Origin of the sequence: Microbacterium sp. dk485, assembly GCF_004570445.1 — a bacterium.
Classification (GTDB): Bacteria; Actinomycetota; Actinomycetes; order Actinomycetales; family Microbacteriaceae; genus Microbacterium; species Microbacterium wangchenii.
Genome location: NZ_SPQW01000001.1, coordinates 1359534 through 1386348, shown reverse-complemented (window position 1 = coordinate 1386348; position 26815 = coordinate 1359534). Strand labels below are relative to the sequence as shown.

The following is a 26815-nucleotide window of genomic DNA, read 5'->3' as shown; positions in this document are numbered from 1 at the left end:
GAGTGAACTGACCGACCGGGGAGGCGAGGAGGAAGACTCTCACCGCGCTCACGCGCCGGTCAGCGGCGCGCACCACCTGCGCTGATGTCGATCTCGCCGTCGTACGCCGCCCACACGAGCCACCCCCCCGGGCCGATGGCCCGCGCCTCTGCGAGGACGTCGGCCGGGACGTCGGTCGTCTCGGCGAGGTCCGCCTCCCAGCGCTGACGCAGGTCCTCTCGCGCCGCCGTCCCGTCCGGCTGTGTGCGGGCCAGCGTCGCCGCGTACTCGAGCAGCCGCTTCGTCTCACGGCGCCATTCGGGGTCTCCGCGCCAGTTGACGCCCGCGGCGAGCTTCGCGCGCGCGCCCGCACGCCGCGCCCGCAGGGCGACGACGATGAGGAGCGCGAGCTGTGCGAATGTGAAGACGAACCAGAGCTGCAGCTGCGCCGCAGAGTAGGCGGTTCCCCCGGACGTCCCGACCACGGTCCGGTACCCGATGACGACGACCAGCGCGCCCGCGGCGATCACAGACATCACCGATGCCGACCCCGAACTGTCCCGCGCCGGTGGCCGCAGCAGCGCGGCAGCGCCGAGGGCGACGATCGCGAGGATCGAGGACGTCAGCATGAGCGGCACCGCTTCGGTCTGATCGAGACGGACACCCCGCAACGGCGCGTACATCATCGCCGCCGAGACGACGACCGCCGCAATGCCGACCCCCGCCAGCCATATCCACACGTCCGGGCTCGGCACGGGCGTAGCAGCCTGCTGCTGCGGCTTCTCGGCGTCGACCGCGGCGACGGCGACCCGCTTCGCACGCTCACGGGCGAGCGAGGACGTCGAGGTCAGCAGGCCGGTCATCGACGGATCCGCGGCGATGACCGCGCGCGCCCGCGCAGCCAGGCGCGCGATCGTCGCGTCGTCCCCAGGCAGCCGGAGGGGCGGTTTCCTCTTCACGTTCGACAGCGCCATGTCACGGAAGGGGATCCGGCCACTGGATGTGTGCGGCACGAGCCTAGATGCCCTGGGTCGAGGCGTTCACCGAGGCGTCCCACCGCCGGTGGGACTCGTCCTCTCCGAGCAGGCGCCATACCGCGCGCGTGAGCGGTGGGTAATCGATGGCGATCTGACGCAGGACCCGGTAGTGACGTGCGCGAGTGGGACGGACCCCACCGTTCTCCGTGATGTTCTCGGCCCTCAGGATGAGCACGACGAGTTCATCGACCGTAGGGAGGTCCTCCATGAAGTCCCACGGGTCTTCACCGCCCATGAGACGCTCGTGCACCAGCACCGACAATTCGTCGGCCGCCTCCGCGCGCAACAACTCCAGGCTCGCTCTGCGGCGCGGGGAGTGGTCGTGAGATGCCATGCATCCAGCGTACGACCGCCCGCCGTCACATCGACCGCCGCGGCCGAACCGGGGACAATCCAGGTTCATGCCTCCTCAGGCATGAACGATCGCCTCAGCCGCCGAATCCGTCCTCGCCCAGCTCCGCCAGGATCCGGTTGAGGTCCTGAATGGTCGCGAAATCGATCACGACCTGGCCTTTCTTGGCCGAGAGAGACACGCGGACGCGTGTGTTCAGTCGGTCGCCAAGGCGCTCCGCCACCTCCTCAAGGTGACCGCGCCGGGTACCCGGCTTGGGTGCCGTGCGGCGCACGCCGGCGTCCGTGCTCTTCGCCGCCGCCTCGGCGGCACGCACCGAGAGATCCTCGTTCACGATCTTGTCGGCGAGCTTGCGCATCGAGGCCTCGTCCTCGAGCGACAGGATCGCACGCGCATGGCCGGCGCTGAGAACGCCGGCGGCGACGCGCTGCTGAACCGGTACAGGCAGGCGCAGGAGCCGGATCGTGTTGCTGATCTGCGGTCGCGACCGCCCGATCCGGGACGCGAGCTCTTCCTGTGTGATTCCGAAATCCTCGAGCAGCTGCTGGTACGCGGAGGCCTCTTCCAGCGGGTTCAGCTGCGACCGATGCAGGTTCTCCAGCAGCGCGTCGCGAAGCAGGTGCTCGTCGGCGGTGTCGCGGACGACGGCGGGGATCGACGTCAGGCCCGCATCCCGCGCGGCGCGGGTACGACGCTCACCCATGATGAGCTCATATCGCCCCTCCCCCACGTCGCGCACGACGATGGGCTGCAGGACCCCGAACTCGCGAACACTGTGGACCAGCTCGGCGAGGTCATCGGCATCGAAGTGGGTACGGGGCTGGCGGGGGTTGGGGACGACCGAATGCGGGTCGATGTGGAGCAGGCGCGCCCCGGGAACGGCAACCAGGTCGCTCTGCTGCTCCGCCTTCTCCGCTGCCGCACGCTCGGCCGCCGCGTCGGCCGATGCACTCTCCGCCGCGCCGGGGAAGAAGACGTCGACCGGCCGCGCCTCCGACAGTTCCGTCGTCGGGATCAGCGCGCCGATCCCCCGTCCCAGTCCAGTCCGCTTCGCCATCAGGATTCCTTCTCTTTCGTGCCACGTTGAATGATCTCCACCGCTGCCTCACGGTAGGCGACTGCACCGGCGGATTGCCCGTCGTAGGCGATCACCGTCTGTCCGAAGCTGGGAGCCTCCGACACGCGCACCGAGCGCGGGATCACCGTCCGGAGGACCTCCTCGGGGAAATGCGAGCGCACCTCTTCCGCCACCTGCTGCGCCAGGCGCGTGCGCCCGTCATACATCGTCAGCATGATGGTCGACACGTGGAGGCCGGTGTTGAGGTGGCGCTGGATCATCCGGACGCTTCCTAGCAGCTGGCTGAGGCCTTCGAGCGCGTAGTACTCGCACTGGATCGGGATGAGCACCTCGGATGCTGCGGTGAAGGCGTTGATCGTGAGCAGACCCAGCGATGGTGGGCAGTCGATGATCACGAAATCCATGCGGTGCTCATCGGAGGCGAGGTAATCGTCGAGCGCCGTGCGCAGGCGGTGCTCGCGCGCGACCTGGGAGACCAGCTCGATCTCTGCACCGGCGAGGTGGATCGTGCTCGGCGCGCAGAAGAGATTGTCGGACTCCGGGCTCTTCTGCACGATGTCGGCGAGCGGGAACTCGTCAATGAGTACGTCGTAGACACTCGGGGTGTCGGCCGTGTGCGGAACCCCGAGTGCGGTGGAGGCGTTGCCCTGCGGGTCGAGGTCGATCACCAGCACGCGGGCACCGACGCCGGCCAGCGCCGCCGCCAGGTTGACTGCGGTCGTGGTCTTTCCCACGCCGCCCTTCTGGTTCGACACGGTGAAGACACGGGTGCGCGTCGGCATTTCGACCGCCACTTCTTCCAGAGCTCGTCGCCGGGCGGAGAGATCCGCCAACTCACGGGCGATCGGAGAGTCGAACGTGATGCCGGACCCGGAGTCGTCGGATTGTTTCACGTGAAACGCTCTCCCTTGCCGGTCGGATCCAGACGCTCCAGTCTACCCGCGGCGAGTGACACCCCCCGACGGCAGGCTGACGCGCGCGGATCCCGGCCGCGGATGTTTCACGTGAAACTTTCGGGCGCCAGCGGTGCGCCAACACCCGCGCGCGTCGCGCAGAACTCAGGCGAAACGGTGGTTTCGCCCCGGTCTTCGGCGCCAGCAGCTGGATTCGCCCGAGTTCTGGACCGGCGGCCTGACGAACTCACCTCCCGCCGAAGCGCCGTGTCGCGCCGCCCGCACTCCGAACCCATCGACACGGCGGCCCCGCGTGCCTCACGACCGACGTCATCGCCTCAGTTGTCCCCACGGTCGGCAGTGGAGCAGAACTCAGGCGCGATCCACCCCCCGGCGGCTTGATCCCGCGCCCGGGACCGGATCTCCTGCACGGCGACAGGAAGGCCGCGCGTGCGTCACCACCCCCGACGCATCCGTGCTTGTCGGTTGTCGGTTCGACGGCTATTCGCCGTCGGTCGTCGGGCGGTCGGTTGGCGCAGTTGCTTAGACCGTGCAGAACTCGGGCGAATGCGGGAGATTCCGGCGTCATCGGAAATTAGACGGCATCATCGCGTGAGTTCAGAGGGGCGGGCTCGGATGGCGGCTCCCACCACAGACCGCGGCTGGTCGCGCAGCGGGCGACGGCTGCGCCGAATCAGACCGTCTTTCGGGGTCAGTGCTCCCACGAGGCATCCCGCCCGGCGCGGTCCTCGTCACCGTACTCGACACTCCGCAGCAGGCTGCGAACGCTGTTCACGACCCGTCTCCGAGCAGAGTTCAGACCCGATCGGGTGTGCGCCGCCGCACTGGTCACCCTCAGCCTGAATCGCCTGAGTTCTGCGCGAGCGACCGAGTGTTGCCGCGGGCTCTGATGAAGTGTCCGACCCTCCCTGGCGCCGTAGCGCAACACAGCTGCAATCCATGCGGCGCACTCCGGAGCTGATGTTTCACGTGAAACCGCAGGCCTCGCGCCGTAGAAGGATGGGGTGTTGGGGCGCACACGGCTCACACGCCGGCGGAGCCTAACGTCCCACCGCTCGGAACTCAGGTCGAATCGACTCTCCGCGACTGGCGTCGCCCCCGACAAGGCGAATCGCCTGAGTTCTGCGTGAGGCACCGGGTTGCAGCGCTCACGCGTGAAGCATCCGACGCGCAACGGGCCGAGAACCAACGCAGCCGCAATGCATCCGCGGGACACCCCGGTGGCCGATGTTTCACGTGAAACGCCTAGCCCCCGGTAGGCAAATGAGACGAACTGCGTGGCGATGAGACGCACCGCGGCCCAGGCGCGCGGATTCGATCGCCGAGGTCACAACCGTCCGCGATGTTTCACGTGAAACGGACAGCGGCTGCGTCCGCGGTCACGGCCCGAACCTGGCAGGCAACTCAGGCCTGCGATCGCGTGCCGAAAGTCGCAATTGGAAGTACGCGAAGTGGGCTACGCCCGGACGCGCGCACGGACCACGCGTGTCGGTTCGTCGAGGAGGCCGGCGCCCACGGTTTCCACCCGCACGTCCGTCAGGCGATACGCACGGATCTGCTTGGCGGCCGCGTCGATCTCCTTCTGCGCACTGGCGCCTTTCAGGAGGATAAGTTCGCCACCATCGCGCACCAGCGGCGCGGTGAAGGGGATCAGGGTGCGCAGCGCGCTGACGGCGCGAGCGGTGACGGCGTCGAGGGATCCCGCCCCGGCCCAATCCTCGCCGCGCGAGCGCACGACCTCCACGTTGTCGAGCCCGAGGGCCTCGACCTGCTCCGTGAGCCACGCAGTACGGCGCTCCATCGGCTCGATCAGGACCCATGACACGTCCGGGCGCGCAATGGCGAGGACGAGGCCAGGGAGACCGGCGCCCGACCCGACGTCGCCCACGCGGCCGGAGAACAGCGGAGCGACGATCGCACTGTTGAGCACATGGCGTGACCAGATCCGCGCCGGTTCGAGCGGCCCGATGAGCCCCCGTTCCTCACCGTGGCGCGCAAGCGCCTCGGTGAATCTCCGGGCCAGGTCGATCCGTTCGCCGAACAGCGTCGCAGCGGCTGCCGGTTCGGGCTCGATCTCGTTCATCGATGTTTCACGTGAAACGGTCAAGCGCGACGCAGCACGGTGTGGCGGTCCGCGCCTTCGCCGTAGGACTCCGAGGCGAGGCCGCGGTCGGCGGCGATGTCGTGAATGAGCTTCCGCTCGTAGCTCGACATCGGCGGAAGGGATGCCTGCGATGCGCCGGTGTCAAGGCGCTCGACGGCACGGTCCACGAGCTCCTCCAGCTCACGCTGCCGCGTCTCGCGCGAGCCGGCGATGTCGAGGATGAGGCGGGAGAACCGTCCCGTGCGGTTCTGCACCGCCAGGCGTGTCAGCTCCTGCAGCGCCTGCACCGTGTCGGGATCCGAGATCCGCGACAGGGAATCGGATGCATCGGCCTCGACCGACACGTAGGCGCGACCCCCGCGGACCTCGAGCGCCAGGTCGCCGTCGATGTCGGCGATGTCGAGAAGCTCTTCGAGGTAGTCCGCCGCGACGTCGGATTCCTGCTCGAGCTGCTCGTCGCTCACGTCGACCGCAGCGGCGGGGGCGACGTCGGTGGATTCGGAGGTCATGATCGTCCTTCGTGCGTCAGGAGGTGGTGGGGGAGTCGGGAGACGAAGAGCCGTCCGCTGGCTTGGGCGCACCTCCGCTAGAGGGGCGCTTCTGTCCCTGCGCGCCCGGTCCGGGCTGCTTCGGCGCGGGCTGCTTCGGTCCCTGCTGCTTGGGCGCCTGCTTCTTGGCGCGCTGCTTACCGACGGGCTGCTGGCGCTTGGGGGCGGCGGCACGCGCGCGCTCCGCCTCCTCGAGAAGGCGCTGCTGCTCAGCTTGGTACTTCTCCATGGAGACGACCTTGCCGCTGGAATCGATCGCCTTGCCCTTGCGTGCGAGGCGCTCTTCGCGGGCCTTCGCCGCCTCGGAGCCGGGGGTGGGCATCTCGCGGATGACGATGAACTGCTGGACCATCGTCCACAGGTTGCTGACGAACCAGTAGATGACGACGCCGAGCGGGAAGAACACACCCGAGAAGATGAAGGCCAGCGGCAGGATGTACAGCATGATCCGCTGCATCTGGTAGGCCTGGCCGGTCTTGGCCTCGGGGGAGAGGTTCTTGGAGATGATCTGCAGCTGCGTGAAGAACTGCGACGCGATCATGAGGACCACGAGGATGACCAGGATCGTGATCGCGACCCCGTTGCTCGTCTCGACCGCGTTGATGAGCGTCTCGTGGAGAGAGGCCACGCCGAAGAGCTTGGCGTCGTAGAACTCCTGGGTGAGTTCGTTGTTGAGCAGACCCACGCCGCTGAACGTCGGATCCTTGGCGATCTTCTGGACGTCGTTGAGCACGCTGAACAGGGCAAAGAAGATGGGCATCTGCACGAGGAGCGGCAGACAGCTCGACACCGGTGTCGTGCCGTGCTTCTTGTACAGCGCCATGGTCTCGCGACTCATCGCCTCACGCGAGAGCTGATCCTTCTTGCCGCGATACTTCTCCTGAACTTTTCGCAGTTCAGGGGCGATTTCCATCATCTTCCGCTGGCTCTTGATCTGCCGTACGAAGAGCGGGATCAGCGCCGAGCGCAGGACGATCACCAGGCCGATGATCGACAGCACCCACGTGATGCCATCCGCCGGCGGAAGGCCGACGAGCGTGAAGAGTGCATGCCACCCGACGAGCACGAGTTCCACGACCCATTTGAGTGGCCAGAGGATGATTCCGATGAGATCCATTACGGATCAGTCCTTTCCAGGGGGCACGACGAAACCGTGCGGGGTGAGGTCGTAGCGGAAGGCGCGATGTGGTTTCACATCGTCGATGCCGCCCTGAGCCCAGGGGTGGCATCGCGCCAGGCGCGCCGCGGCCAGCGCCGCGCCCTTGACGAGTCCGTGCTGCTGGACGGCCCCGACCGCATACGCCGAGCAAGAGGGATAGTACTTGCACACATCCCCGTACAGATGGGAGATCGTTGCGCGATAGCCGTGAAGCAGCGCGAGTCCGGTGTTGCGCGGAACCAGCGGCAGCGAGCGAATCAGACCGGAGGCGGTGAGGCTGCCCGAGCCGATGAAGGCGGTGGGAAGGGTCGCGACGCTCATGCCGCCGCCCTCCGCTGCAGGCACCGGGTGACCTCGTCGCGCAGCGATGCGAAATCGGCGGTCGCCGCGCTGGGCAGTGCGCGGATCACGACGTCCACGTCGGGGCGAATCGTCGGGAGGACCTCGGCGCACACCGCCTTCAGCCGCCGGCGCACGGTGTTCCGCACGACGGCGGAGCCGACCTGCCGGTTCACGATGAAACCGAACCGAGCCACCGCGGGATCACCGGCACGACCCACGTAGGTGACCGTGTGCGCTCCTGCGCAGCGGTTACCTCGCCGGACGGTGGCCTTGTAATCCGATCCGCGGGTGAGTCGGTTCGGTTTCGCGAGCACTGGGGCAGGTCAGGCGGACAGCTCGGTGCGCCCCTTGGCGCGACGAGCGGAGAGGATGCCGCGACCGGCGCGCGTGCGCATACGCGCGCGGAAGCCGTGCTTCTTGGCGCGACGACGGTTGTTCGGCTGGAACGTACGCTTGCTCATGAGGTCACTCCGGAGGTGGTGTTCCCCGGGAGCTCATACCGGGGATGATGCGGATCGGGACTGCCGTGTAGGCATAAGTCAACCGACTAAGGCTACGTCGGGACGGGGCATAACTCAAACCGGGGGATCCGCGGGCGCACATTATCCCCAACCCGACCGCGCATCCTCGGGGGGACACGCGGGGCGGATTTCCGCAGAGGGTTTGCTCTCCGAACGGTCCCTGACTAGCGTGTCTCCGTCAGTTATCCACAGGCTCGATGTGCCGTTTCGGCGCGATTCGTCGCCATCGACCACCCTCGGGGGAGCCATGTCAGACAGCGATGCATCGGACGTCCCCATCTGGTCGGCGGTGCTCGCACTCCTCCTCGCCGATGACCGGGTGACGCCCCAGCTCCAGGGATTCCTGCACCTCGTGGTCCCGAGCGGCGTGTACGCCGGAGTGCTGTACCTCGACGTTCCCAACGACCTCACCGCGGCGCAGATCAACAAGCGCCTCCGTCTTCCTCTCCTCGAGGCCCTCACCAAGGTGGATGCGCCGGAGCCGGCCACCTCGTTCCGTGTCGCCGTGAATCCGGACCTCATCGACGCCCACCTGACCGCACCCATCTCCGTGCAGTCCTCGGCACCGCCGCCGCCCGCCGTCTCCCGCCCTGCGCCCGACGATGCCGGCGAGGCCGCATCCCCGGCGTCGCGCAGCGACACGCGACTGAACCCGAAGTACACGTTCGACAACTTCGTCATCGGCCAGTCGAACCGGTTTTCGCACGCGGCCGCGGTGGCCGTCGCCGAAGCACCGGCGAAGGCTTACAACCCGCTGTTCATCTACGGCGACTCGGGCCTGGGCAAGACCCATCTCCTCCACGCGATCGGCGACTATGCCGTGAGCATGTACGCCGGCATCCGCGTGCGGTACGTCTCCAGCGAGGAGTTCACGAACGACTTCATCAACTCCATCGTCAACAACCGCGGCTCGGCCTTCCAAGCCCGGTATCGCGACGTCGACATCCTGCTCATCGACGACATCCAGTTCCTGCAGGGGCGCGCGGAGACACAGGAGGCGTTCTTCCACACCTTCAACACGTTGCATGACCACGACAAACAGGTCGTGATCACCAGCGACGTGGCCCCCAAGCTCCTGACCGGGTTCGAAGACCGCATGCGCAGCCGGTTCGAGTGGGGTCTCATCACCGACGTGCAGGCGCCCGACCTTGAGACGCGCATCGCGATCCTCCGCAAGAAGGCGCAGAGCGAGCGACTCCAGATCCCCGACGAGGTGCTGGAGTACATCGCGAGCGTCGTGTCCTCGAACATCCGCGAACTGGAGGGCGCCCTCATCCGCGTCTCCGCGTTCGCGAGCCTCAACCGCTCGAACCTCGACATGTCGCTGGCTCAGACCGTGCTGCGCGACATCATCGATCAGGACGACGCCAACGTGGTGTCACCGACGGACATCATCACGGCGACGGCTCAGTACTTCAAACTCTCCGTCGACGACCTCTACGGGTCCAGCCGCTCCCAAGCGGTGGCGACGGCCCGCCAGATCGCGATGTACCTGTGTCGCGAGCGCACGAGCCTGTCGCTGCCCAAGATCGGGCAGCTGTTCGGCAACCGCGATCACACCACCGTGATGTACGCCTACAAGAAGATCAGCGACCTCATGAAGGAGCGCCGCTCGATCTACAACCAGGTCTCCGAGATCACCACCCAGCTCGGCCGCTCTCGCTGAACCACGCGACGCGCCCGGCAGCCGGGCCTTCTTGACACCGCTCTGCGGTGCCTTCATCATGCAGTTCTGCACAGTGTGGATAACCTGTGGATAACCGTGGATGACACGCCTGGGCCATGTGAGTCGATTTCCTCTTCGCTGTGGAGGACGCGGAATTACACGGATGTGATTACACGACGTTCTCCGAAGCCGTTCCGCAGGCGTCCCACATCTCACACGCGTGTAGTTCCCATGTCCCACCTGGCATCGCGCGATCTATCCACAGTTTCCACAGCTGTTAACAAGATGAAGAGAAATCCCTTCGAGGAAATCCACCCGATCACCTTGACGGTGAGAACGGTGCTTCCGGGAAGACACGACTCGGGCACTAGCATGGGTACGCCAGACGAAGCCGAGGGAGCACCCGTGAAGTTTCACGTCAATCGCGATGTGTTCAGCGAAGCCGTGTCGTTCGTCGTCAAGCTCCTTCCGCAGCGCAATCCGCAGCCGATCCTTGCCGGCGTTCTGATCGAAGCCGGCGAAGGCGGGCTCTCCCTCGCCGCGTTCGACTACGAAGCCTCGGCACGTACGACCATCGAGGCGACGGTGGACGAACCCGGCACGATCCTCGTGCACGGACGCCTCCTCTCCGAGATCGCCAGCCGCCTGCCCAACGCGCCGATCCAGATCACCGTCGACGAAGACGGGGGCATCCTGCTGTCCTGCGGCTCGGCGCGCTTCACGCTCGCGTCCATGCCGGTTCAGGAATACCCCGCGATCCCCGAAGTGAGCGGGCAGTCGGGCCTCGTCCCGGCCGAGGATTTCGCCACCGCGATCGCCCAGGTCGCCTTCGCCGCCTCCCGCGATGACGTCACCCCCGTCCTGACCGGCGTGCAGCTCGAAGTCACCGGAACCACGCTGAGCCTCGTGGCCACCGACCGGTACCGCGTCGCTCTCCGTGAGATCCCGTGGGACGGCGGCTCCGCCGCCGGCGACGAGCCGATCACCGCTCTGGTCCCGGCCCGTACCCTGCAGGAGGTCGGGAAGACCTTCGCGCACGGCGGCGATATCGCCATCGCCTTCTCCGGATCGGGTGACCGCGAGATCATCGCGTTCACCGCGGGCAACAAGACGGTCACTTCTCTGCTGATCAAGGGCAATTTCCCACCCGTACGGCGCCTCTTCCCCGCTCAGACGGAGCATCACGCGGTGGTCAACACCGCAGAGCTCGCCGAAGCTGTGCGCCGCGTGTCGCTCGTGCTGGACCGGTCCGCCCCGCTGCGGTTCACGTTCGCAGGCGACTCCGTGTCGATGGATGCCTCGGGCACCGAGCAGGCGCGAGCCACGGAGTCGGTCGACGCGACGCTCCTGGGTGAGGACGTGACGCTGGGTTTGAACCCGCAGTACCTGCTGGAATCGCTCGGCGCGGTCAAGAGCGAGTTCACCCGGGTGACCTTCACCTCGAGCGAGAACGCCAACAAGCTCAGCCCCGTGCTGATCACCCCGCAGACCTCGGTCGACAAGGGCGGCGCGGAGTCGTTCAAGTACCTGCTGCAGCCCAATCTCCTCCTGCGCTGACGCTCGAGCCGCGAGGTCCGCGGCGTCGCACGTCGGAATTAGGGTGGTCGCATGATCGTGGAGCAGCTCGGGCTCGTCGACTTCCGTAATTACACGGTCGCCGACCTCTCGCTGCACCCCGGTCCGAATGTCTTCGTGGGCCGCAACGGGCAGGGCAAGACCAATCTCGTCGAAGCCGTCGCCTATCTCGCGACTCTGGGCTCGCACCGCGTGTCCTCCGACGCACCGATGGTCCGCGACGGGGCGGAGGCCGCGATCGTGCGTGCGCGGCTGGCCCATGGCGACCGGCGCGTGCTGCTGGAGCTCCAGCTGAACCGCACCGGATCCAACAAGGCGCGCGTGAACGGCTCCGCCGTGCGCACCGCCGAGTTGCCGCGGTATGCGCAGGTCGTGCTGTTCGCCCCTGAAGACCTCCAGATCGTGCGGGGTGATCCCTCCGCTCGTCGTCGCTTCGCCGACGCGCTGCTCATCCAGCGCACACCGCGGTTGGCCGGGGTGCTGGCCGATTACGACCGTGTGCTGCGCCAGCGAGGCGCGCTGTTGAAATCGGCGCGGGCGCGCGGCATCCGCGGCGACGCGCTGTCCACCCTCGACGTGTGGGATGACAAACTCGTCGCCCTCGGCACAGAAGTGATCCAGGCGCGCCTGGCCCTTGCGGCCGACCTGTCCGAGCCGGTCGCGGCTGCCTACACCGCCATCGCCGGCGCCGACCACGAGCCCCGGCTGGAGTGGGCGCTGTCGGTGCGCGGCGGCGACCCCGAGGAAGGCGATTCGGCGTCCTCGGATGCGGCCGACCCCGCCTCCATCGCAGAGCAGTTCCGCGCGGCGCTGGCCGCCCGGCGCGCGGCGGAGCTGGAACGCGGGCTGAATCTGGTGGGCCCACACCGCGACGACCTCGTCCTGCGGGTGCGGGGCCTGCCCGTCCGCGGGTACGCGTCGCACGGCGAATCCTGGTCCGTCGCCCTCGCCCTGCGGCTCGCATCGGCCGAACTGCTGCGCGCCGAGTCCCGGCTCGGTGACCCTGTGCTCATCCTCGACGACGTCTTCGCCGAGCTGGACGCGGGCAGACGCGCGCGGCTGGCGGAGCTGGCGGGCGGCTACGAGCAGGTGATCGTCACCTCCGCCGTGGAGGAGGACGTGCCCGACGGCCTCCGTGCCCACGTGGTGCGGGTCGAGGCCGGCCGCATCCTCGAGGAAGCGGATGCCTGACAAGGGAGCACCCGAGGTTCCCGAGACCCTCGCGACCTATCTGCGCCTGCGCGGGCTGGAGCCCTCGAAGTACCGCCGCCGGCGCGGGCCCCGCCCCGTGGCCGATGAGAACCAGCCCTTCATGGGCGGGCGCGATCCGCACGGCGTCGGTGACGTCCTCGACACCCTGACGCGGGATGCCGGGTGGGAGCCGCAGCTCGCACGCGCGGACATCGCCCGGACGTGGGAGGAGGTGGCCGGTACCGAGACCGCGCAGCACACCCGCCCGGTCGCGCTGGATGCGGGCCTCCTCACTGTGCAGGCCGACTCCACGGCGTGGGCGAAGCAGCTGCAGCTCATGCGTGCGCAGGTGCTGTCGGAGATCATGCGGCGCTTCCCCGAGGCGGGGGTCGACGCGATCCGCTTCATCGGACCGGACGTCCCCTCCTGGAAATGGGGTCCCAGAGCCATTCCAGGCCGTGGTCCTCGCGATACCTACGGCTGAACCACGTTCTGGGCTGTCCGGGCGGATTTCAACGCGCCACAGCGCCGCACACGCATCGGAGGGGAGCTCCGGGTTGGTAGACTGGACGAACATCTGCCGACCTGTATGGAGCGCGCGAACTTATGACGTCCGAGAACCCCGCTAACGTTCCCGAAGAAGCCGCTTCCGCTCCCACCAAGAACACGCACGAGTACGGCGCCGACGAGATCCAGGTGCTCGAAGGCCTCGAGGCGGTGCGCAAGCGCCCGGGCATGTACATCGGTTCGACGGGCGAGCGCGGTCTGCACCACCTGGTCTACGAGATCGTGGACAACTCGGTGGATGAGGCCCTCGCCGGGTACTGCGACACGATCGGCGTGACGATCCTGCCCGACGGCGCGGTGCGCGTGGTCGACAACGGTCGAGGCATCCCGGTGGACATGCACCGCACGGAGAAGAAGTCGACCGTCGAGGTCGTCCTGACCGTGCTGCACGCCGGCGGAAAGTTCGGCGGCGGCGGGTATGCCGTCTCCGGAGGGCTCCACGGCGTGGGTTCCTCCGTCGTCAACGCCCTCTCCTCTCGTCTGGAGGTCGAGGTCCGGCGACAGGGACACGTGTGGCGGCAGTCGTTCCGCGACGGCGGCGTGCCGGTGGCGCCACTGGAGAAGGGCGAGGCCAGCGACGAGACGGGCACGACCATCACGTTCTGGCCCGATGAGAGCATCTTCGACACGGTCGACTTCGACTACGAGACGCTCCGCACGCGATTCCAGCAGATGGCCTTCCTCAACAAGGGACTGCGCATCGACCTGAGTGACGAGCGGCCGCAGGCGGTCTCGGTCGAGGCGAGCGAGACCGGTGAGGAGATCCCCCACCAGCCGCACGACAGCTTCCTGTACGAGCGCGGACTCGTCGACTACGTCGAGTACCTCAACAAGGTGCGTCGCTCGGAGGTCGTCAACGACGTCATCATCGACTTCGAGTCGGAGGACAACAACCGCAAGATCGCGCTCGAGATGGCGATGCAGTGGACGACGAGTTACAGCGAGAACGTCTTCACGTTCGCCAACACGATCAACACCCACGAGGGCGGCACCCACGAAGAGGGATTCCGCGCCGCGCTGACCACGCTGGTCAACCGGTACGCGCGGGCCAACAACCTGCTCAAGGAGAAGGACGACAACCTCACGGGTGAGGACGTGCGTGAAGGGCTGACAGCCGTCCTGTCGGTCAAGCTGTCGGAGCCGCAGTTCGAGGGTCAGACCAAGACGAAGCTTGGCAACACCGAGGCCAAGGCGTACGTCCAGAAGGTGGTCGGCGACCAGCTCGGCGACTGGTTCGACCGCAACCCGGTGCAGGCGAAGAACATCATCCGCAAGGCCATCGACGCCGCCACCGCCCGCTTGGCCGCGCGCAAGGCCCGCGAGACCGCGCGTCGAAAGAGCGTGTTCGAGTCGGCCGCGATGCCCGACAAGCTCAAGGACTGCACGAGCAAGGACCCCTCGATCAGCGAGATCTTCCTGGTGGAGGGTGACTCCGCCGGCGGCTCGGCCGTACAGGGACGCGACCCGCACACGCAGGCGATCCTGGCGCTGCGCGGCAAGATCCTCAACGTCGAGCGTGCGCGGCTGGACCGCGCCCTGGGCAACAAGGAAGTCCAGGCGATGATCCAGGCCTTCGGCACGGGCATCGGCGAGGACTTCGACATCCAGAAGGCGCGGTACCACAAGATCGTCCTGATGGCGGATGCCGACGTCGATGGCCAGCACATCACGACGCTGCTGCTGACGCTGCTGTTCCGCTACATGCGCGGGCTCATCGAGGCCGGCTTCGTCTACCTCGCGCAGCCCCCGCTGTACCGCATCAAGTGGTCCAACCACGCGCACGAATACGCCTACAGCGACCGGGAGCGCGACGCGCTGCTGGTGGCCGGCCAGGCCGAGGGCAAGCGCATCCCGAAGGACAACGCCATCCAGCGGTACAAGGGTCTGGGCGAGATGAACGACCACGAACTGTGGGAGACCACCATGGACCCGCAGACCCGCACGCTCCGGCAGGTGACGATCGATGACGCCGCCTCGGCGGATGAGATCTTCTCCGTGCTGATGGGTGAAGACGTGGAATCCCGCCGCGGGTTCATCCAGCGCAACGCCAAAGACGTGCGCTTCCTCGACATCTGAGCCTCACCGACGAAGAACTGAGAAGACATGTCTGACGACGCTTCGACCGGCGCGGGCGAGCCCCGCCCCGAGCCCATCCACGAGCACGGCAAGATCGACCAGGTCGACCTGCAGCTGGAGATGCAGCGCAGCTACCTCGACTACGCGATGAGCGTCATCGTGGGTCGGGCGCTCCCCGACGTGCGCGACGGACTCAAGCCCGTGCACCGCCGCGTGATCTACGGCATGTACGACGGTGGATTCCGCCCCGACAAGTCGTTCTCCAAGTGCGCCCGTGTCGTCGGCGAGGTGATGGGTCACTATCACCCGCACGGTGATGCCCCGATCTACGACGCCCTCGTGCGCCTCGTCCAGCCGTGGTCGCTGCGCTACCCGCTCGCGCTGGGACAGGGGAACTTCGGCTCCCCCGGAAACCAGGGCGCCGCCGCCCCCCGGTACACCGAGACGAAGATGGCTCCCCTCGCGCTGGAGATGGTGCGCGACATCGAAGAGGAGACCGTCGACTTCCAGGACAACTACGACGGTCAGACGCAGGAGCCCACGGTCCTGCCCGCCCGCTTCCCGAACCTGCTGGTGAACGGGTCGGTCGGCATCGCCGTCGGCATGGCCACGAACATCCCGCCGCACAACCTTCGCGAGGTCGCCGCCGGCGCCGTGTGGGCGCTGGATCACCCGGATGCCACGCGCGAAGAGCTGCTCGAAGCCCTCATGGCGCGCATCCCCGGGCCCGACTTCCCCACCGCCGCGCAGATCCTCGGCACCCGCGGCATCAAGGACGCCTACCGCACCGGCCGCGGCTCGATCACGATGCGCGCCGTCGTCAACGTCGAAGAGGTCCAGGGCCGCACGTGCCTGGTCATCACCGAACTGCCCTACCAGGTCAACCCCGACAACGTCGCGGTCAAGATCAGCGACCTCGCGCGCGACGGCAAGATCACGGGTATCGCCGACATCCGCGACGAGTCGTCGGGGCGCACCGGACAGCGCCTGGTCATCGTGCTCAAGCGGGATGCCGTCGCCAAGGTCGTGCTGAACAACCTGTACAAGCACACGCAGCTGCAGGAGAACTTCGGCGCCAACATGCTGGCGATCGTGGACGGCGTGCCGCGCACGCTGCCGCTGGACGGCTTCATCTCGTTGTGGATCGAGCACCAGGTCGAGGTCATCGTCCGCCGCACGCGGTACCGGCTCCGCAAGGCGGAGGAGCGCATGCACATCCTGCGCGGCTACCTCAAGGCGCTCGACGCGCTCGATGAGGTCATCGCGCTCATCCGCCGCTCCCCCACGGTGCAGGAGGCGAACGCGGGTCTGCAGCAACTGCTCGAGGTCGACGATGTGCAGGCGCAGGCGATCCTCGACATGCAGCTGCGCCGTCTCGCGGCGCTGGAGCGGCAGAAGATCATCGACGAGGCCGAGGAGCTGGAAGCCCGCATCGCGGACTACAACGACATCCTCAGCGACCAGGTCCGTCAGCGGACGATCATCCGCGACGAACTGAGCGTCATCGTGGAGAAGTTCGGCGACGACCGCCGCACCGAGATCGTGCCGGGCTACGACGGCGACATGAGCATCGAAGACCTCATCCCCGAAGAGGAGATGGTGGTCACCGTCACCCGCGACGGGTACATCAAGCGCACACGCAGCGACAACTACCGGTCGCAGCACCGCGGCGGACGCGGTGTGAAGGGCGCGCAGCTGCGCGCCGACGACGTCGTGGAGCACTTCTTCGTCACCACGACGCACCACTGGCTGCTGTTCTTCACGAACAAGGGCCGCGTGTACCGCGCCAAGGCGTACGAAGTGCCCGAGGCCGGGCGCGACGCGAAGGGCCAGCACGTCGCCAACCTGCTCGCCCTGCAGCCGGAGGAGGAGATCGCGCAGATCCTCGACATCCGCGATTACGAAGTGGCCACCTACCTCACCCTGGCCACGCGCGGTGGCCTGGTGAAGAAGACGCGCCTGTCGGAGTACGACACGAACCGTCAGGGCGGCGTCATCGCGATCCGCCTCCGCGAGGGCGACGAGCTCGTGAGCGCCCTCCTCGTGGACGAGGGCGATGACATCATGCTCATCAGCCGCCACGGCATGTCCTTGCGCTTCACCGCCACCGACGAGTCGCTGCGGCCGATGGGCCGGGCCACCGAGGGTGTGAAGGGCATGTCCTTCCGTGGGGATGACAGCCTCCTGTCGGCATCGGTCGTCTCCGAGGACGGCTACGTCTTCGTCGTCACCGAGGGCGGCTACGCCAAGCGCACCGCGGTGGACCAGTACCGGAGCCAGAGCCGCGGCGGTCTGGGCATCAAGGTCGCCCGCCTGAGCGATGATCGCGGCGATCTCGCCGGTGGTCTGATGGTGTCGGAGGACGACGAGGTGCTTGTGGTTCTTGCCAGCGGCAAGGTGGTACGCTCTGCCGTGGCCGAGGTGCCTGCCAAGGGACGTGACACCATGGGAGTCGTTTTCGCCCGCGCCGGTGGAGACGATCGCATCATCGCGATCGCCCGCAACAGCGAGCGGAGCATGACCGCCCTGGCCCAGGATTCCGAGCCCGTGGCCGATGCGCCCGCCGTCGATGCGGCCGCATCCGAAGCCTCCGCCGAGACCACCGAGGAGAGTACTGACGCATGAGCACGGTAGCCGACAAGCTCGCCAAGAAGTCCACCCACAAGACCGGTGCCAAGCAGGTGCGCCTGCGGCTGGTCTATGTGGACTTCTGGTCGGCGGTCAAGCTCTCGTTCCTGGCCGCCGTCGCCCTGGCGATCGTCACCGTGGTGTCGTTCTTCCTCATCTACATGGTCGTGAAGACCACCGGCCTCATCGACCGGGTGGATGAGTTCTTCACGAGCTTCTCCGACGGCGGCGTGTCGCTGGAGGCGTTCGTGGGGCTGCCACAGGTGATGGCGTTCGCGGCGATCGTCGCGATCCTCAACCTCATCGTCGTGACGGTGCTGGGCGCCGTGGTCGCCGGCATCTACAACCTCGCGGTGAAGGTCACCGGAGGACTCCTCGTCGGCTTCACGTCGAACTGATCCGATTCGGAAAAACCTCGCGCGTCGGGTAAAGTCGACGAGGTTGACGACATGCGCGTCAGCGCGATTCGGGGCTATAGCTCAGGCGGTTAGAGCGCTTCACTGATAATGAAGAGGTCCCAGGTTCAAGTCCTGGTAGCCCCACTTTCAACGCCCCGGGGCCTTAGCTCAGTTGGTAGAGCGCCTGCTTTGCAAGCAGGATGTCAGCGGTTCGAATCCGCTAGGCTCCACACTCCTGCATCCCCGGAGCCCTCCAGCGGCGTCAGTCCGGGAACAGCGCGGCCACCGCACGATCGTGCGTGTCGTCGAGGGTCTCGGTGTCGACGCCCTCCAGCAGGGCGAACTGCAATCCGCGCCACAGCGCCAGGAGCCGGGATGCGGCGGCCTCGGCATCGGCCTCGGCGTATCCGTGCACCACGAACGCTCGCTGGACCTCGCCTGGCCACACCGCGGCGATGTCGGTCAGCTGACTGCGGTTTCCGTCGGGGTCTCGCACGGCAGTGCCGAACGCCTCGAAGAACAGGCGGATGTAGGGGACGTTCTCCGGCGCCCGCAGCATGCGCCACGCCTCCCCCAGCTGCGTCCTGATGTCTCCCGGGCGCTGCAGATGCGCGAGCAGCGCCTGCTCGGCGGGCATGCCCTCGTACGCGCGTCGCAGCGCGGCGGCGAACAGGGCGTCCTTCGACTCGAAGTAATACAGCAGCATCCGGTTGTTCGAGCCGATGGCCCGCGCCAACTGCGACAGCGAGAGCTGACTCACGCCGTGCGTGAGCATGTGCTCGGCGGCCAGGGTCAGGAGCCGCTCGGCCTCGCTGCTTCGCGCCGCCGTCATGGCCCAATGATAAGAGCGCCCGGCGACAACCGGATGGGTAGGGTGTGGATTCATGGACATGAGGGTCGCCGCGTACGCCATCGTCGCGGATGCGGAAGGTCGAGTGCTGCTCGCGCACTGGAACGAGGGCCGCCACGCCGCCTGGACCCTGCCGGGAGGAGGATTGGAGCCCGGCGAAGACCCTGAACGCGCCGCGCGCCGGGAAGTGCTGGAGGAGACCGGCTTCCGGGTGGTCCTCGACGAGCTGCTCGGCATCCACTCCCGCGTGATCCCCGCCACCGATCGCCTCACCGGCGATGCCGCCGGTCCGCTCCAGGCGCTGCGGATCGTCTACCGCGCCCACATCACCGGCGGACGGCTGCGCGACGAGGTCGGCGGATCCACCGACAAGGCCGAGTGGTTCTCGCTCGAGCAGATCGAGGCGCTCCCGCGGGTGAAACTCGTCGACATCGGGCTGCGGATGGCCGGGCTGCGGGATCGACCCTGACCCGGGATGGATCAGGACGGCGGGCTCAGCTCGCGAAGGCGGCGGCGTACTCCGGCGCCGGAGGAATCTCCTCGATGACGTCGACGAGTACTCCGCCCGGACCTTCGAAGATGAAATGCCGCTGTCCGAACGGCTCGTCGCGCAGGTCCAGTCGCATCTCGACCTCTGCGGATTCCGCGAGCCGCCGGTACTCCCCCGCGGCGTCGTCGACCTCCACGTTCAGCAGCAGTCCGGACGCCGTCCCGCGGTGCCCGGCGGGGATCGTCGGGTGGTCGGCCTGGAGGAAGGCGACCTCGTGCGGACCGTGTCGCAGACTCACGTACCAGTCGGCTCCGAAGGTCTCCTCGAATCCGAAACTCCGGATGAAGAAGTCCGCCGCCTCCCGGGGCTCGGCGGTCTGAACGACGGGGTAGAAAGCGGTCAGTGCCATGGTGACTCCTTTACGTACATTGTGAACGTAAAGGAGGATACATGCGATGTGCACGTAAAGTAAGGGGATGCCACGCGCATCTGCCGCCGACGCGGCCCGCACCGCCCAGCGCATCCTCGACGCGGCCATCGACCGGTTCACCGCCGACGGGTATGCCGCCGCCTCCGTCGACGACATCGCGCGCGCTGCAGGGGTGACCCGGGGTGCGGTGTACCACCACTACGCCGACAAGCGCGGCCTCCTGCGTGCCGCGGCCCGGGCGGGGCACGAGCGCGTCGCGGCCGCCGTGGTTCGCCGCGCGGACGGCGAAACCGAGCCGGCGGAGCAGCTGCGGGCGGGATGCCATGCCTTCGTCGACAGCATCACCACCGACACCGCGGCCCGCCTCCTTCTGGTCGAGGCACCCGCCGTGCTCGGATGGTCGGAGTGGCGAGGACTGGATGCCGCGGCATCCGTCGCCGAGCTGCGTGAGGCGGTCGCCCTGGTGGCCCCGGCGAGCGACGTGGCGGCCCTCACGCAGTTGCTCTCCGGGGCGATGAACGAGGGCGCGCTGTGGCTCATGGAACGCGTCGGCGACGCGGAGGCGCGCGCAGCCCTCCACCGGTCCCTGGACCGGCTGATCGACGCGGTGGTCAGCTCGCCGGCGCCGCCACGGTGATGTCGGCGACCGTCGCGCCGTAGGCGGCGAGAAGCGCATCGGCGTCGACGAACAGGCTGTAGCCGTGCGCGCCCGCCCCCATCGCGATGCGTCGTCCCCGGATGCTCTCGTCGGCATACACCGGCCAGTCGGTGGTGCTGCCGATCGGGACGATCGTTCCGCGGGCATACCCCGTCGCCGCCAGCGCCCGCTCCGCGTCGGGGAGCTGGAGCCGGTTGACTCCGACCACTGCACGCAGCTTCGGCCAGGAGATCGCCCGGTCGCCGGGCACGAGCGCGAACAGATACGTGTCGTCCGCCCGTTTCACCACGAGCGTCTTGACGATGTCGGCGGGCGTCAGGCCCAGAAGGTCCGCTGCCTCGGTGAGGCTGGATGCGGCGGGCCGCCGAACCAACTCCACCTCGAGGCCGCGCGCGGCAGCCGCGTCACGGACCCTCGAGGTGGAGTCATCGCTCACGCGTCAGGCGCGCGCAGCGGGTCGTCGGCGACCCAGAGCTCGTCGTCGGCGCGCAGGGTCTGCCAGGCGGCGTAGACGACGCCGGCCGCAGCGGCGATCCCGAGAAGGATCGCGATGACCCCGCCGGCGCCCATGCCCGAGCGCTTGGGCTCGGCGAACTTCGCCGACAGCGCCTTGGTCGCCTTCTTGCCGTACTTGTCGGCCTTTTTCGCGTAGGTCTTCGCGTCCGGCAGGGCCAGGCCGCGGCCGGAGGCCAGACGTGCGCGGGTGTCGTGCGCTGCATCCCACACCGACATGGCGGACCCGACGACCGCACCCGCGGTGGGGACGACCTTGTCGGTCAGCAGGTGACGCGACAGCTGCACGCTCTTGTCCACGTAGGGAGCGGCGTACTTGCCGTAGCTCTGCTGTACGACGGGGACCACCTGCTCGCGGCCGTAGTTGCCGATCTGGCGCCCGGCCTCGCGGGCGACGTTCGCGCTCTGGTTCAGCAGCACCTGCTGCGATTCCCAGAGCTTGGTCGCCTGCTCCTGGAGCTTGCGGAGTTCTTTCTTACGCTTGCGGCTGACGCTCACGGTTGTGCCCTCCCGATCGATGGGACGTATCCGCCCATCTTGCCAGACGCGGCCTCCGACGGACGGAGGGGCTTGCAGATAACTCTGCGAGAATGTACCCATGCCTTCCCACAGCGCCGTCGCCACCATCCACACCAACCACGGCGACATCGTCGTCAACCTCTTCGGGGATCAGGCTCCCCGCACCGTGCAGAACTTCATCGGACTCTCCGATGGATCGCAGGCGTGGACGCATCCCGCGACCGGCCAGCCGGGTGAGGGACCGCTGTACTCCGACGTCATCTTCCACCGCATCATCCCCGGCTTCATGATCCAGGGCGGCGACCCGCTCGGCCAGGGCGTGGGCGGACCGGGCTACAACTTCAACGACGAGATCAGCCCCGAACTGGACTTCAACGCCCCGTACAAGCTGGCGATGGCCAACGCCGGGATGCGCCGCAACGCCATCACGGGCCAGCTCGAGGGCACCAACGGCTCGCAGTTCTTCATCACCACCGACCCGACCCCGTGGCTGCAGGGCAAGCACACCATCTTCGGCGAGGTCGCCGACGACGCCTCCAAGGCCGTCGTGGACGCCATCGCGGCCGTGCCCACGGCGGCGGGCGACCGCCCGATCGAGCCGGTGGTCATCAGCTCGATCGACGTCGTTCCGGTCTGAGCCGAGGGCCCCGGCGGTGACCACGGACGAGTTCCACCGCAACCGCGACAACTTCTGCTATCGGCATCCCGACCGGCAGAGTTTCGTCCTGTGCCAGCGCTGCCTGCGCACGATCTGCCCGGAGTGCCAGACGCAGGCCGCCGTCGGGGTCATCTGCCCGGAGTGCCTCGCCGAGCAGCGCGCGGCGGCGACACCGGCGCAGCGCAAGGCCGAGCGGCGCTGGTCGCGTCCCGCGGCGATGACCGCGGTGAGCGGGCGCCCCACGGTGACATACGCCATCATCGCCGTCACGGCGCTGGTGTTCGTCGTGACCCTGATCCCGGGGATCGGGCGGGTCGTCGAGGGGTACCTGTCGTTCTACGCGCCCGCGATCTATCCACAGGTCAGCGGTGTCTTCCAGCCGTGGCGCGTGCTGACGGTCGCCCTGGTCCACAGCGGGTTCTGGCACGTGGGTCTGAACATGCTCGCGCTGTGGTTCATCGGCCGGAGCCTCGAGCCGCTCCTGGGCGCCGCACGTTTCCTCCTGCTGTACGTGCTCAGCGCAGCGGGGGGATCCGTCGCCGTCGCGCTGCTGGCACCGAACGTGCCCGTGGTGGGAGCCTCCGGGGCGATCTTCGGTCTGTTCGGCGCCTTGCTGGTGATCGGGCGGCATCTGGGCGCGAATATCCGCGTGATCGCGATCCTGATCGGCGTGAACTTCGCGCTGCCGTTCGTGCTGGCGCTTCTCTCCGCGGCCGGAACCGGATCCTTCGCGGGGGCGCTTTCGGCCATCCAGATCTCGTGGCAGTCGCACCTGGGCGGGCTCATCGTGGGAGCCGCCGTCGGGCTGATCTACGCACGCACCCGCGCGGCGCGACAGGCGCGGCTGAGGGTGGGTCTGCTCATCGCGCTGACGGGAGTGCTGGTCGGGCTCCTCGCCCTTCCGCCGGTTCTCTACACGTGAGGGGACCGGCGGTTATCCACAGGTCTATCCACACATGGGGACAAAATCACACGCGTGTAATTAGCGCCAGCGGGTGGTCATCAGGAAGCCGATGAACGCGATGCCGAAGCCGATCGCGAGGTTCCACGCGCCGATGCCCGGGATCGGAAGATTGGTTCCGCTCAGGTAGAAGACGAGCACCCAGATCAAGCCGATCACCATGAGGCCCAGCATGACCGGCTTGAACCAAACCGGGTTGGGTGCCGCAGCACCTTCGCTGCGCTCGGCGATCGGGTCGTCGCCGTTGCCAGTTCGTGCCATGCCGACAGTCTAGCTGGCAGCTGCCGCATAGCCTGCGGCTCTAAGATCGCAACCGTGATGGCGAGCGAGACGGTGGTGACCCGGCGTGCAGGACGTGCACGGCCGCGGCGACGCGTCTCCATCGTCGGGATCCTCGGCGAGGTGCTCATCACCATCGGTGTCGTGGTGCTCCTCTACGTCGCGTGGCAGCTGTGGATCGGCGACGTGATCTACGCGGCGGAGAAGAACCGGGCCGGCGTCGAGCTGTCCGAGCAGTGGCAGCAGGAGGTGGCCCCGGTGGTTCCCACCGACGAGCCGGCGCCCGAGGAGACGGATGCTCCCACCGAGCCCGCTGCGGTTGAGCCGGTGATCCTCCCGCAGCCCGCGGATGCCGAGATCTTCGGAGTCATGCACATCCCGCGCTTCGGCGCGGACTACGCCATGCCGATCGCCGGGGGTGTGAGCCGCCCCCGGACCCTCGACCCCATCGGCATCGGTCACTACCCCGACACGGCGATGCCCGGGGAGGTCGGCAACTTCGCCCTCGCCGCGCACCGGACGACTTTCGGCAAGCCGTTCAACCGCATCGCGGAGCTGCGTGTTGGCGATCCGATCGTCGTCGAGACGAAAGAGGGCTGGTACACCTACCGCTTCCGTACGCTGGAGTACGTCACACCCGATGCGGTGGACGTGCTGCTGGATGTCCCGCAGCGGCCCGAGGTCCCGGCGGGAGAGCGGTACATCACTTTGACCAGCTGCAGTCCGATGAATTCCATGGCGGAGCGGATCGTGGGCTACGGCCTGTTCGAATCCTTCATGCCCCGCACCGGCGACGCGGTGCCGCCCGCGCTGACCGAGGCGGCGAGCTGATGTACGCCGCACTGTGGCGGGTGCTCCCCGGGCCGTGGTGGGTGCGCGTGCTGATCCTGCTGATCCTTGCGACCGCCATCGTGTACGGGCTGTTCATGTGGGTGTTCCCGTGGGTGAGCCAGTTCGTCAACCCGCAAGACGTCACCGTCCAGTGAGTGGCTTCCGCGTGGTCGTGGTGGACAACCATGACAGCTTCGTGCACACCCTGGCCGGCTACATCCGGCAATTGGGTGCGGACGTGGAGCTGATCGAGGCCGACGCAGTCGACCCGCACGACGCGGCATCCGTCGTGTCGCACGCGGACGCGGTGCTCGTCTCCCCCGGACCGGGCGACCCGGAACACGCCGGCGCGTCGATCGACATCGTCCGCGCGGCCGCGGAGCGCGATGTGCCCCTGCTCGGGGTGTGTCTCGGACACCAGGCCATCGGCGTCGCCTTCGGCGCCACCGTGGGCCACGCACCCGAGCTCATGCACGGCCTGACCTCGCTCGTCGAACACGACGCCACCGGCCTCTTCCGGGGCCTTGCCCGCCCCATGGTCGCCACGCGGTACCACTCCCTCACGATCGTCCCCGAGTCGCTGCCGCCGGAACTGGCGGTCACGGCGGTCACGGAGTCGGGTGTGATCATGGGCGTCGCCCACCGCAGCGCGCCGATCCAGGGCGTGCAGTTCCATCCCGAGAGCATCCTCACCGAGGGCGGTCACCGGCTCCTGGGCAATTGGCTGGCCTCGGCAGGCCTCGCCGAAGCCGAGGAACGCGGGCGCCGGCTGCACCCGCGAGGGGCGGTCACGGCCCCGTGCACACCGTGAGGACGATCTCCGAATGGATCGGCACCTCACCCGGACCGATCGACTGACGCGACACCGTCGGGGTCGCCGCCGCCGGGCACGCCGGGTCTTCCTCCGTGACGACGGTCAGCTGGATCTCGGGGCTCTGCAGCTCGCGGGTCGCGGCGTCCAGGGTGTAGCCGGCGTAATCGACGATCACGACGCGGCCGGTGGCCACGACGAGGTTCACCGTGGTCCCCAGCGGCACGGTGGCGCCCTCGGGCTGATCCGTCTCGAGCACCGTCCCGCCCGCCGCGCTCGGGTCGTTGCGCTGACGGATCGCGCCCACGGTCAGGCCGGCGTCGGTGATCGCCTGCCGGGCCGACTCCTCGGGGAGCCCGGCGAGGGTCGGCACGGTCGCCGTCTCCTCGCCGCGGGAGACGTAGACCGTCACTTCGTTCCGCCGCGCCACCGAGATGCCGGCGGCCGGGTCGGTGCGGATGACGTTGCCCTCGGCGACCGTCGCGCTGGATTCGTCGACGCGGATCGGCACGAGGTCTTCGGCGAGCAGCAGTTCCTCGGCGCGGTCCCACGCGACATCCGACACATCGGGCACGATGCGCGCGTTGCCGGGCACCTCGGTGGCCGGGCGGATCGACATGGTCCAGATCAGCACCGAGACCAGGAGCACGGCCAGCAGGGCGACTCCGGCCCAGATCCACGCCACCGGGGGGCCGGACTGCGTGCGACGCATGGTGGTGTCGGTGCTCAGCTGCCGCAGCGACCGTGCCGTCTCCGCCGCGTGCCGCGGGTTGGGTCCGTAGAGCTCGCTCGTCAGGGCGCCCAGCTGCTTCTTGCTGGGCTCCTTGCCGTCGACGGTGGCATCCAGCGCGGCACGGAAGCTCGCCGCATCCGGGAACCGCTGGAACGGATCCTTCGCCAATGCGCGCAGCACGACGGCATCCAGTGCGCGCGGGACCGTGTCGGTGATCTCCGACGGCGGCACGGGCGCTTCGCTGACGTGCTGGTAGGCCACCGCGACCGGCGACTCACCGCGGAAGGGAGGACGGCCGGTGAGCAGCTCGTAGAGCACGACGCCGGTGGAGTACAGGTCGGCGCGGGCGTCGACGGGTTCGCCCTTGGCCTGCTCGGGGGAGAAGTACGACGCCGTGCCGAGGATGGTCGTGGTCTCGGCGACCGTCGAGGAGGAATCCGACACGGCACGGGCGATGCCGAAGTCCATCACCTTCACCTGACCGGCATCGGTGACCATGACGTTGCCGGGCTTGATGTCGCGGTGCACCACACCGGCGCGGTGGGAGAACTCCAGCGCCTCCAGGATGCCGTCGACGTAGCGTCGCGCGTCGTCGACGGAGACCGGACCCTCGGAGATGACGTCCTTCAGCAGCTTGCCGTGGACGAGCTCCATGACGATGTAGGGCACCGGGTGCTGGGCGCCGTCGGTGCCGACCTCGGAATCCTCGCCCGCGTCGAAGACGCGCACGATCGCCGGGTGCGCCATGCGCGAGGCGGCCTGGGCCTCCAGCCGGAAGCGGGTGCGGAACGCAGCATCCTCCGCCAGTTCCCGTCGGAGGATCTTGATCGCCACCGCCCGGCCGAGGGTGACGTCGTACCCGCGGTACACGCTGGCCATGCCGCCTCGCCCGATGAGCTCATCGATGCGGTAGCGGCCGGACAGCACGCGTGTCTCGGTCGTCACGG

Annotated in this window: 30 protein-coding genes and 2 tRNA genes; 16 read left to right on the top strand and 16 right to left on the bottom strand. The window is 68.0% G+C overall.

Annotated elements, in window-relative coordinates:
- Positions 1 to 59: 59 nt before the first annotated feature.
- From E4V99_RS06475 to rpmH, 10 genes are all read right to left on the bottom strand, one after another.
- Positions 60 to 992, bottom strand: a complete 933-nt coding sequence (locus E4V99_RS06475; RefSeq protein ID WP_167758088.1) for a hypothetical protein — start codon at positions 990 to 992, stop codon at positions 60 to 62.
- 4 nt (positions 993 to 996) lie between these two features.
- Positions 997 to 1350 (bottom strand): tryptophan synthase subunit alpha, encoded by a 354-nt coding sequence (locus E4V99_RS06470; RefSeq protein ID WP_135070622.1) that lies wholly within the window; start codon positions 1348 to 1350, stop codon positions 997 to 999.
- A gap of 94 nt (positions 1351 to 1444) precedes the next feature.
- Positions 1445 to 2425, bottom strand: a complete 981-nt coding sequence (locus E4V99_RS06465; protein WP_135070625.1) for a ParB/RepB/Spo0J family partition protein — start codon at positions 2423 to 2425, stop codon at positions 1445 to 1447.
- The gene (locus E4V99_RS06460) at positions 2425 to 3339 is read right to left on the bottom strand and encodes a ParA family protein (RefSeq protein WP_135070628.1); all 915 of its coding nucleotides are present in this window, start codon (positions 3337 to 3339) and stop codon (positions 2425 to 2427) included. The genes E4V99_RS06465 and E4V99_RS06460 overlap by 1 nt, the downstream gene beginning before the upstream one ends.
- Before the next feature lie 1477 nt (positions 3340 to 4816).
- Positions 4817 to 5443, bottom strand: a complete 627-nt coding sequence (gene rsmG / locus E4V99_RS06455) for a 16S rRNA (guanine(527)-N(7))-methyltransferase RsmG (RefSeq protein ID WP_135070631.1) — start codon at positions 5441 to 5443, stop codon at positions 4817 to 4819.
- 20 nt (positions 5444 to 5463) lie between these two features.
- Positions 5464 to 5973 (bottom strand): R3H domain-containing nucleic acid-binding protein, encoded by a 510-nt coding sequence (locus E4V99_RS06450; RefSeq protein ID WP_135070634.1) that lies wholly within the window; start codon positions 5971 to 5973, stop codon positions 5464 to 5466.
- Positions 5974 to 5989: 16 nt separating this feature from the next.
- Entirely contained in the window at positions 5990 to 7129 is a 1140-nt protein-coding gene (gene yidC / locus E4V99_RS06445) for a membrane protein insertase YidC (RefSeq protein ID WP_135070637.1), read from the bottom strand.
- 6 nt (positions 7130 to 7135) lie between these two features.
- Positions 7136 to 7492 carry a membrane protein insertion efficiency factor YidD gene (gene yidD, locus E4V99_RS06440; RefSeq protein ID WP_135070640.1) on the bottom strand — a complete coding sequence of 119 codons (357 nt, stop codon included), beginning with the start codon at positions 7490 to 7492 and terminating at the stop codon, positions 7136 to 7138.
- The gene (rnpA, locus tag E4V99_RS06435) at positions 7489 to 7827 is read right to left on the bottom strand and encodes a ribonuclease P protein component (RefSeq protein ID WP_135070643.1); all 339 of its coding nucleotides are present in this window, start codon (positions 7825 to 7827) and stop codon (positions 7489 to 7491) included. Before rnpA ends, yidD begins: the two co-directional genes overlap by 4 nt.
- 9 nt (positions 7828 to 7836) lie before the next feature.
- Positions 7837 to 7974 (bottom strand): 50S ribosomal protein L34, encoded by a 138-nt coding sequence (gene rpmH / locus E4V99_RS06430; protein ID WP_055952712.1) that lies wholly within the window; start codon positions 7972 to 7974, stop codon positions 7837 to 7839.
- Between the two features lie 307 nt (positions 7975 to 8281).
- On the opposite strand from rpmH, the gene dnaA reads away from it, so the two are divergent.
- The 9 genes from dnaA to E4V99_RS06385 all read left to right on the top strand — a co-directional run bounded on the left by dnaA (position 8282) and on the right by E4V99_RS06385 (position 18365).
- Positions 8282 to 9700 (top strand): chromosomal replication initiator protein DnaA, encoded by a 1419-nt coding sequence (gene dnaA, locus E4V99_RS06425; protein WP_135062360.1) that lies wholly within the window; start codon positions 8282 to 8284, stop codon positions 9698 to 9700.
- A gap of 405 nt (positions 9701 to 10105) precedes the next feature.
- Positions 10106 to 11257, top strand: a complete 1152-nt coding sequence (dnaN, locus tag E4V99_RS06420) for a DNA polymerase III subunit beta (RefSeq protein ID WP_135062362.1) — start codon at positions 10106 to 10108, stop codon at positions 11255 to 11257.
- Between the two features lie 51 nt (positions 11258 to 11308).
- Entirely contained in the window at positions 11309 to 12466 is a 1158-nt protein-coding gene (gene recF / locus E4V99_RS06415) for a DNA replication/repair protein RecF (RefSeq protein ID WP_135116727.1), read from the top strand.
- The gene (locus E4V99_RS06410) at positions 12459 to 12950 is read left to right on the top strand and encodes a DciA family protein (protein WP_135062366.1); all 492 of its coding nucleotides are present in this window, start codon (positions 12459 to 12461) and stop codon (positions 12948 to 12950) included. The genes recF and E4V99_RS06410 overlap by 8 nt, the downstream gene beginning before the upstream one ends.
- 122 nt (positions 12951 to 13072) lie before the next feature.
- Positions 13073 to 15109: a DNA topoisomerase (ATP-hydrolyzing) subunit B gene (gene gyrB, locus E4V99_RS06405; RefSeq protein ID WP_135062368.1), complete on the top strand. Its 2037-nt coding sequence runs from the start codon at positions 13073 to 13075 to the stop codon at positions 15107 to 15109.
- Between the two features lie 27 nt (positions 15110 to 15136).
- The gene (gene gyrA / locus E4V99_RS06400; protein ID WP_135116726.1) at positions 15137 to 17734 is read left to right on the top strand and encodes a DNA gyrase subunit A; all 2598 of its coding nucleotides are present in this window, start codon (positions 15137 to 15139) and stop codon (positions 17732 to 17734) included.
- A complete protein-coding gene (locus E4V99_RS06395) occupies positions 17731 to 18135 on the top strand; it encodes a DUF3566 domain-containing protein (protein WP_135062372.1) in 405 nt (134 codons plus the stop codon). Before gyrA ends, E4V99_RS06395 begins: the two co-directional genes overlap by 4 nt.
- Positions 18136 to 18205: 70 nt before the next feature.
- A tRNA-Ile gene (locus E4V99_RS06390) sits at positions 18206 to 18279 on the top strand.
- Between the two features lie 13 nt (positions 18280 to 18292).
- Positions 18293 to 18365: transfer RNA gene (locus E4V99_RS06385), tRNA-Ala, on the top strand.
- Between the two features lie 32 nt (positions 18366 to 18397).
- Here E4V99_RS06385 and E4V99_RS06380 read toward each other — a convergent pair.
- Entirely contained in the window at positions 18398 to 18967 is a 570-nt protein-coding gene (locus E4V99_RS06380) for a TetR/AcrR family transcriptional regulator (protein ID WP_167758087.1), read from the bottom strand.
- Positions 18968 to 19019: 52 nt separating this feature from the next.
- Between E4V99_RS06380 and E4V99_RS06375 the strand changes: the two genes are divergently transcribed.
- On the top strand, positions 19020 to 19454 hold the full coding sequence (locus E4V99_RS06375; protein ID WP_135116724.1) for an NUDIX hydrolase: 435 nt from the start codon (positions 19020 to 19022) through the stop codon (positions 19452 to 19454).
- 25 nt (positions 19455 to 19479) lie between these two features.
- Here E4V99_RS06375 and E4V99_RS06370 read toward each other — a convergent pair whose 3' ends face one another.
- A complete protein-coding gene (locus E4V99_RS06370) occupies positions 19480 to 19884 on the bottom strand; it encodes a VOC family protein (protein ID WP_135116723.1) in 405 nt (134 codons plus the stop codon).
- Positions 19885 to 19951: 67 nt separating this feature from the next.
- On the opposite strand from E4V99_RS06370, the gene E4V99_RS06365 reads away from it, so the two are divergent.
- Complete coding sequence (locus E4V99_RS06365; RefSeq protein WP_135116722.1) at positions 19952 to 20542, top strand: TetR/AcrR family transcriptional regulator; 591 nt, start codon at positions 19952 to 19954, stop codon at positions 20540 to 20542.
- Here E4V99_RS06365 and E4V99_RS06360 read toward each other — a convergent pair.
- Both E4V99_RS06360 and E4V99_RS06355 read right to left on the bottom strand, forming a co-directional pair.
- Positions 20517 to 20999, bottom strand: a complete 483-nt coding sequence (locus E4V99_RS06360; protein WP_135116721.1) for a YbaK/EbsC family protein — start codon at positions 20997 to 20999, stop codon at positions 20517 to 20519. The genes E4V99_RS06365 and E4V99_RS06360 overlap by 26 nt on opposite strands.
- The gene (locus E4V99_RS06355; RefSeq protein WP_135062384.1) at positions 20996 to 21574 is read right to left on the bottom strand and encodes a DNA helicase; all 579 of its coding nucleotides are present in this window, start codon (positions 21572 to 21574) and stop codon (positions 20996 to 20998) included. Before E4V99_RS06355 ends, E4V99_RS06360 begins: the two co-directional genes overlap by 4 nt.
- 100 nt (positions 21575 to 21674) lie before the next feature.
- On the opposite strand from E4V99_RS06355, the gene E4V99_RS06350 reads away from it, so the two are divergent.
- The gene (locus E4V99_RS06350) at positions 21675 to 22232 is read left to right on the top strand and encodes a peptidylprolyl isomerase (RefSeq protein WP_135062386.1); all 558 of its coding nucleotides are present in this window, start codon (positions 21675 to 21677) and stop codon (positions 22230 to 22232) included.
- Between the two features lie 16 nt (positions 22233 to 22248).
- A complete protein-coding gene (locus tag E4V99_RS06345; RefSeq protein ID WP_135116720.1) occupies positions 22249 to 23175 on the top strand; it encodes a rhomboid family intramembrane serine protease in 927 nt (308 codons plus the stop codon).
- Between the two features lie 60 nt (positions 23176 to 23235).
- On the opposite strand, the gene E4V99_RS06340 is transcribed toward E4V99_RS06345, so the two are convergent.
- On the bottom strand, positions 23236 to 23475 hold the full coding sequence (locus E4V99_RS06340) for a cell division protein CrgA (protein WP_135062390.1): 240 nt from the start codon (positions 23473 to 23475) through the stop codon (positions 23236 to 23238).
- A gap of 57 nt (positions 23476 to 23532) precedes the next feature.
- On the opposite strand from E4V99_RS06340, the gene E4V99_RS06335 reads away from it, so the two are divergent.
- From E4V99_RS06335 to E4V99_RS06330, 3 genes are read left to right on the top strand one after another with little or no spacing between them, the layout of a single operon-like run.
- The gene (locus E4V99_RS06335) at positions 23533 to 24324 is read left to right on the top strand and encodes a class E sortase (protein ID WP_135117233.1); all 792 of its coding nucleotides are present in this window, start codon (positions 23533 to 23535) and stop codon (positions 24322 to 24324) included.
- Positions 24324 to 24479, top strand: a complete 156-nt coding sequence (locus E4V99_RS18440; protein WP_167758086.1) for a hypothetical protein — start codon at positions 24324 to 24326, stop codon at positions 24477 to 24479. The genes E4V99_RS06335 and E4V99_RS18440 overlap by 1 nt, the downstream gene beginning before the upstream one ends.
- A complete protein-coding gene (locus E4V99_RS06330) occupies positions 24476 to 25135 on the top strand; it encodes a gamma-glutamyl-gamma-aminobutyrate hydrolase family protein (RefSeq protein ID WP_135062392.1) in 660 nt (219 codons plus the stop codon). Before E4V99_RS18440 ends, E4V99_RS06330 begins: the two co-directional genes overlap by 4 nt.
- On the opposite strand, the gene pknB is transcribed toward E4V99_RS06330, so the two are convergent.
- Positions 25113 to 26813: a Stk1 family PASTA domain-containing Ser/Thr kinase gene (pknB, locus tag E4V99_RS06325; protein WP_135062394.1), complete on the bottom strand. Its 1701-nt coding sequence runs from the start codon at positions 26811 to 26813 to the stop codon at positions 25113 to 25115. The genes E4V99_RS06330 and pknB overlap by 23 nt on opposite strands.
- Between the last annotated feature and the right edge of the window lie 2 nt (positions 26814 to 26815).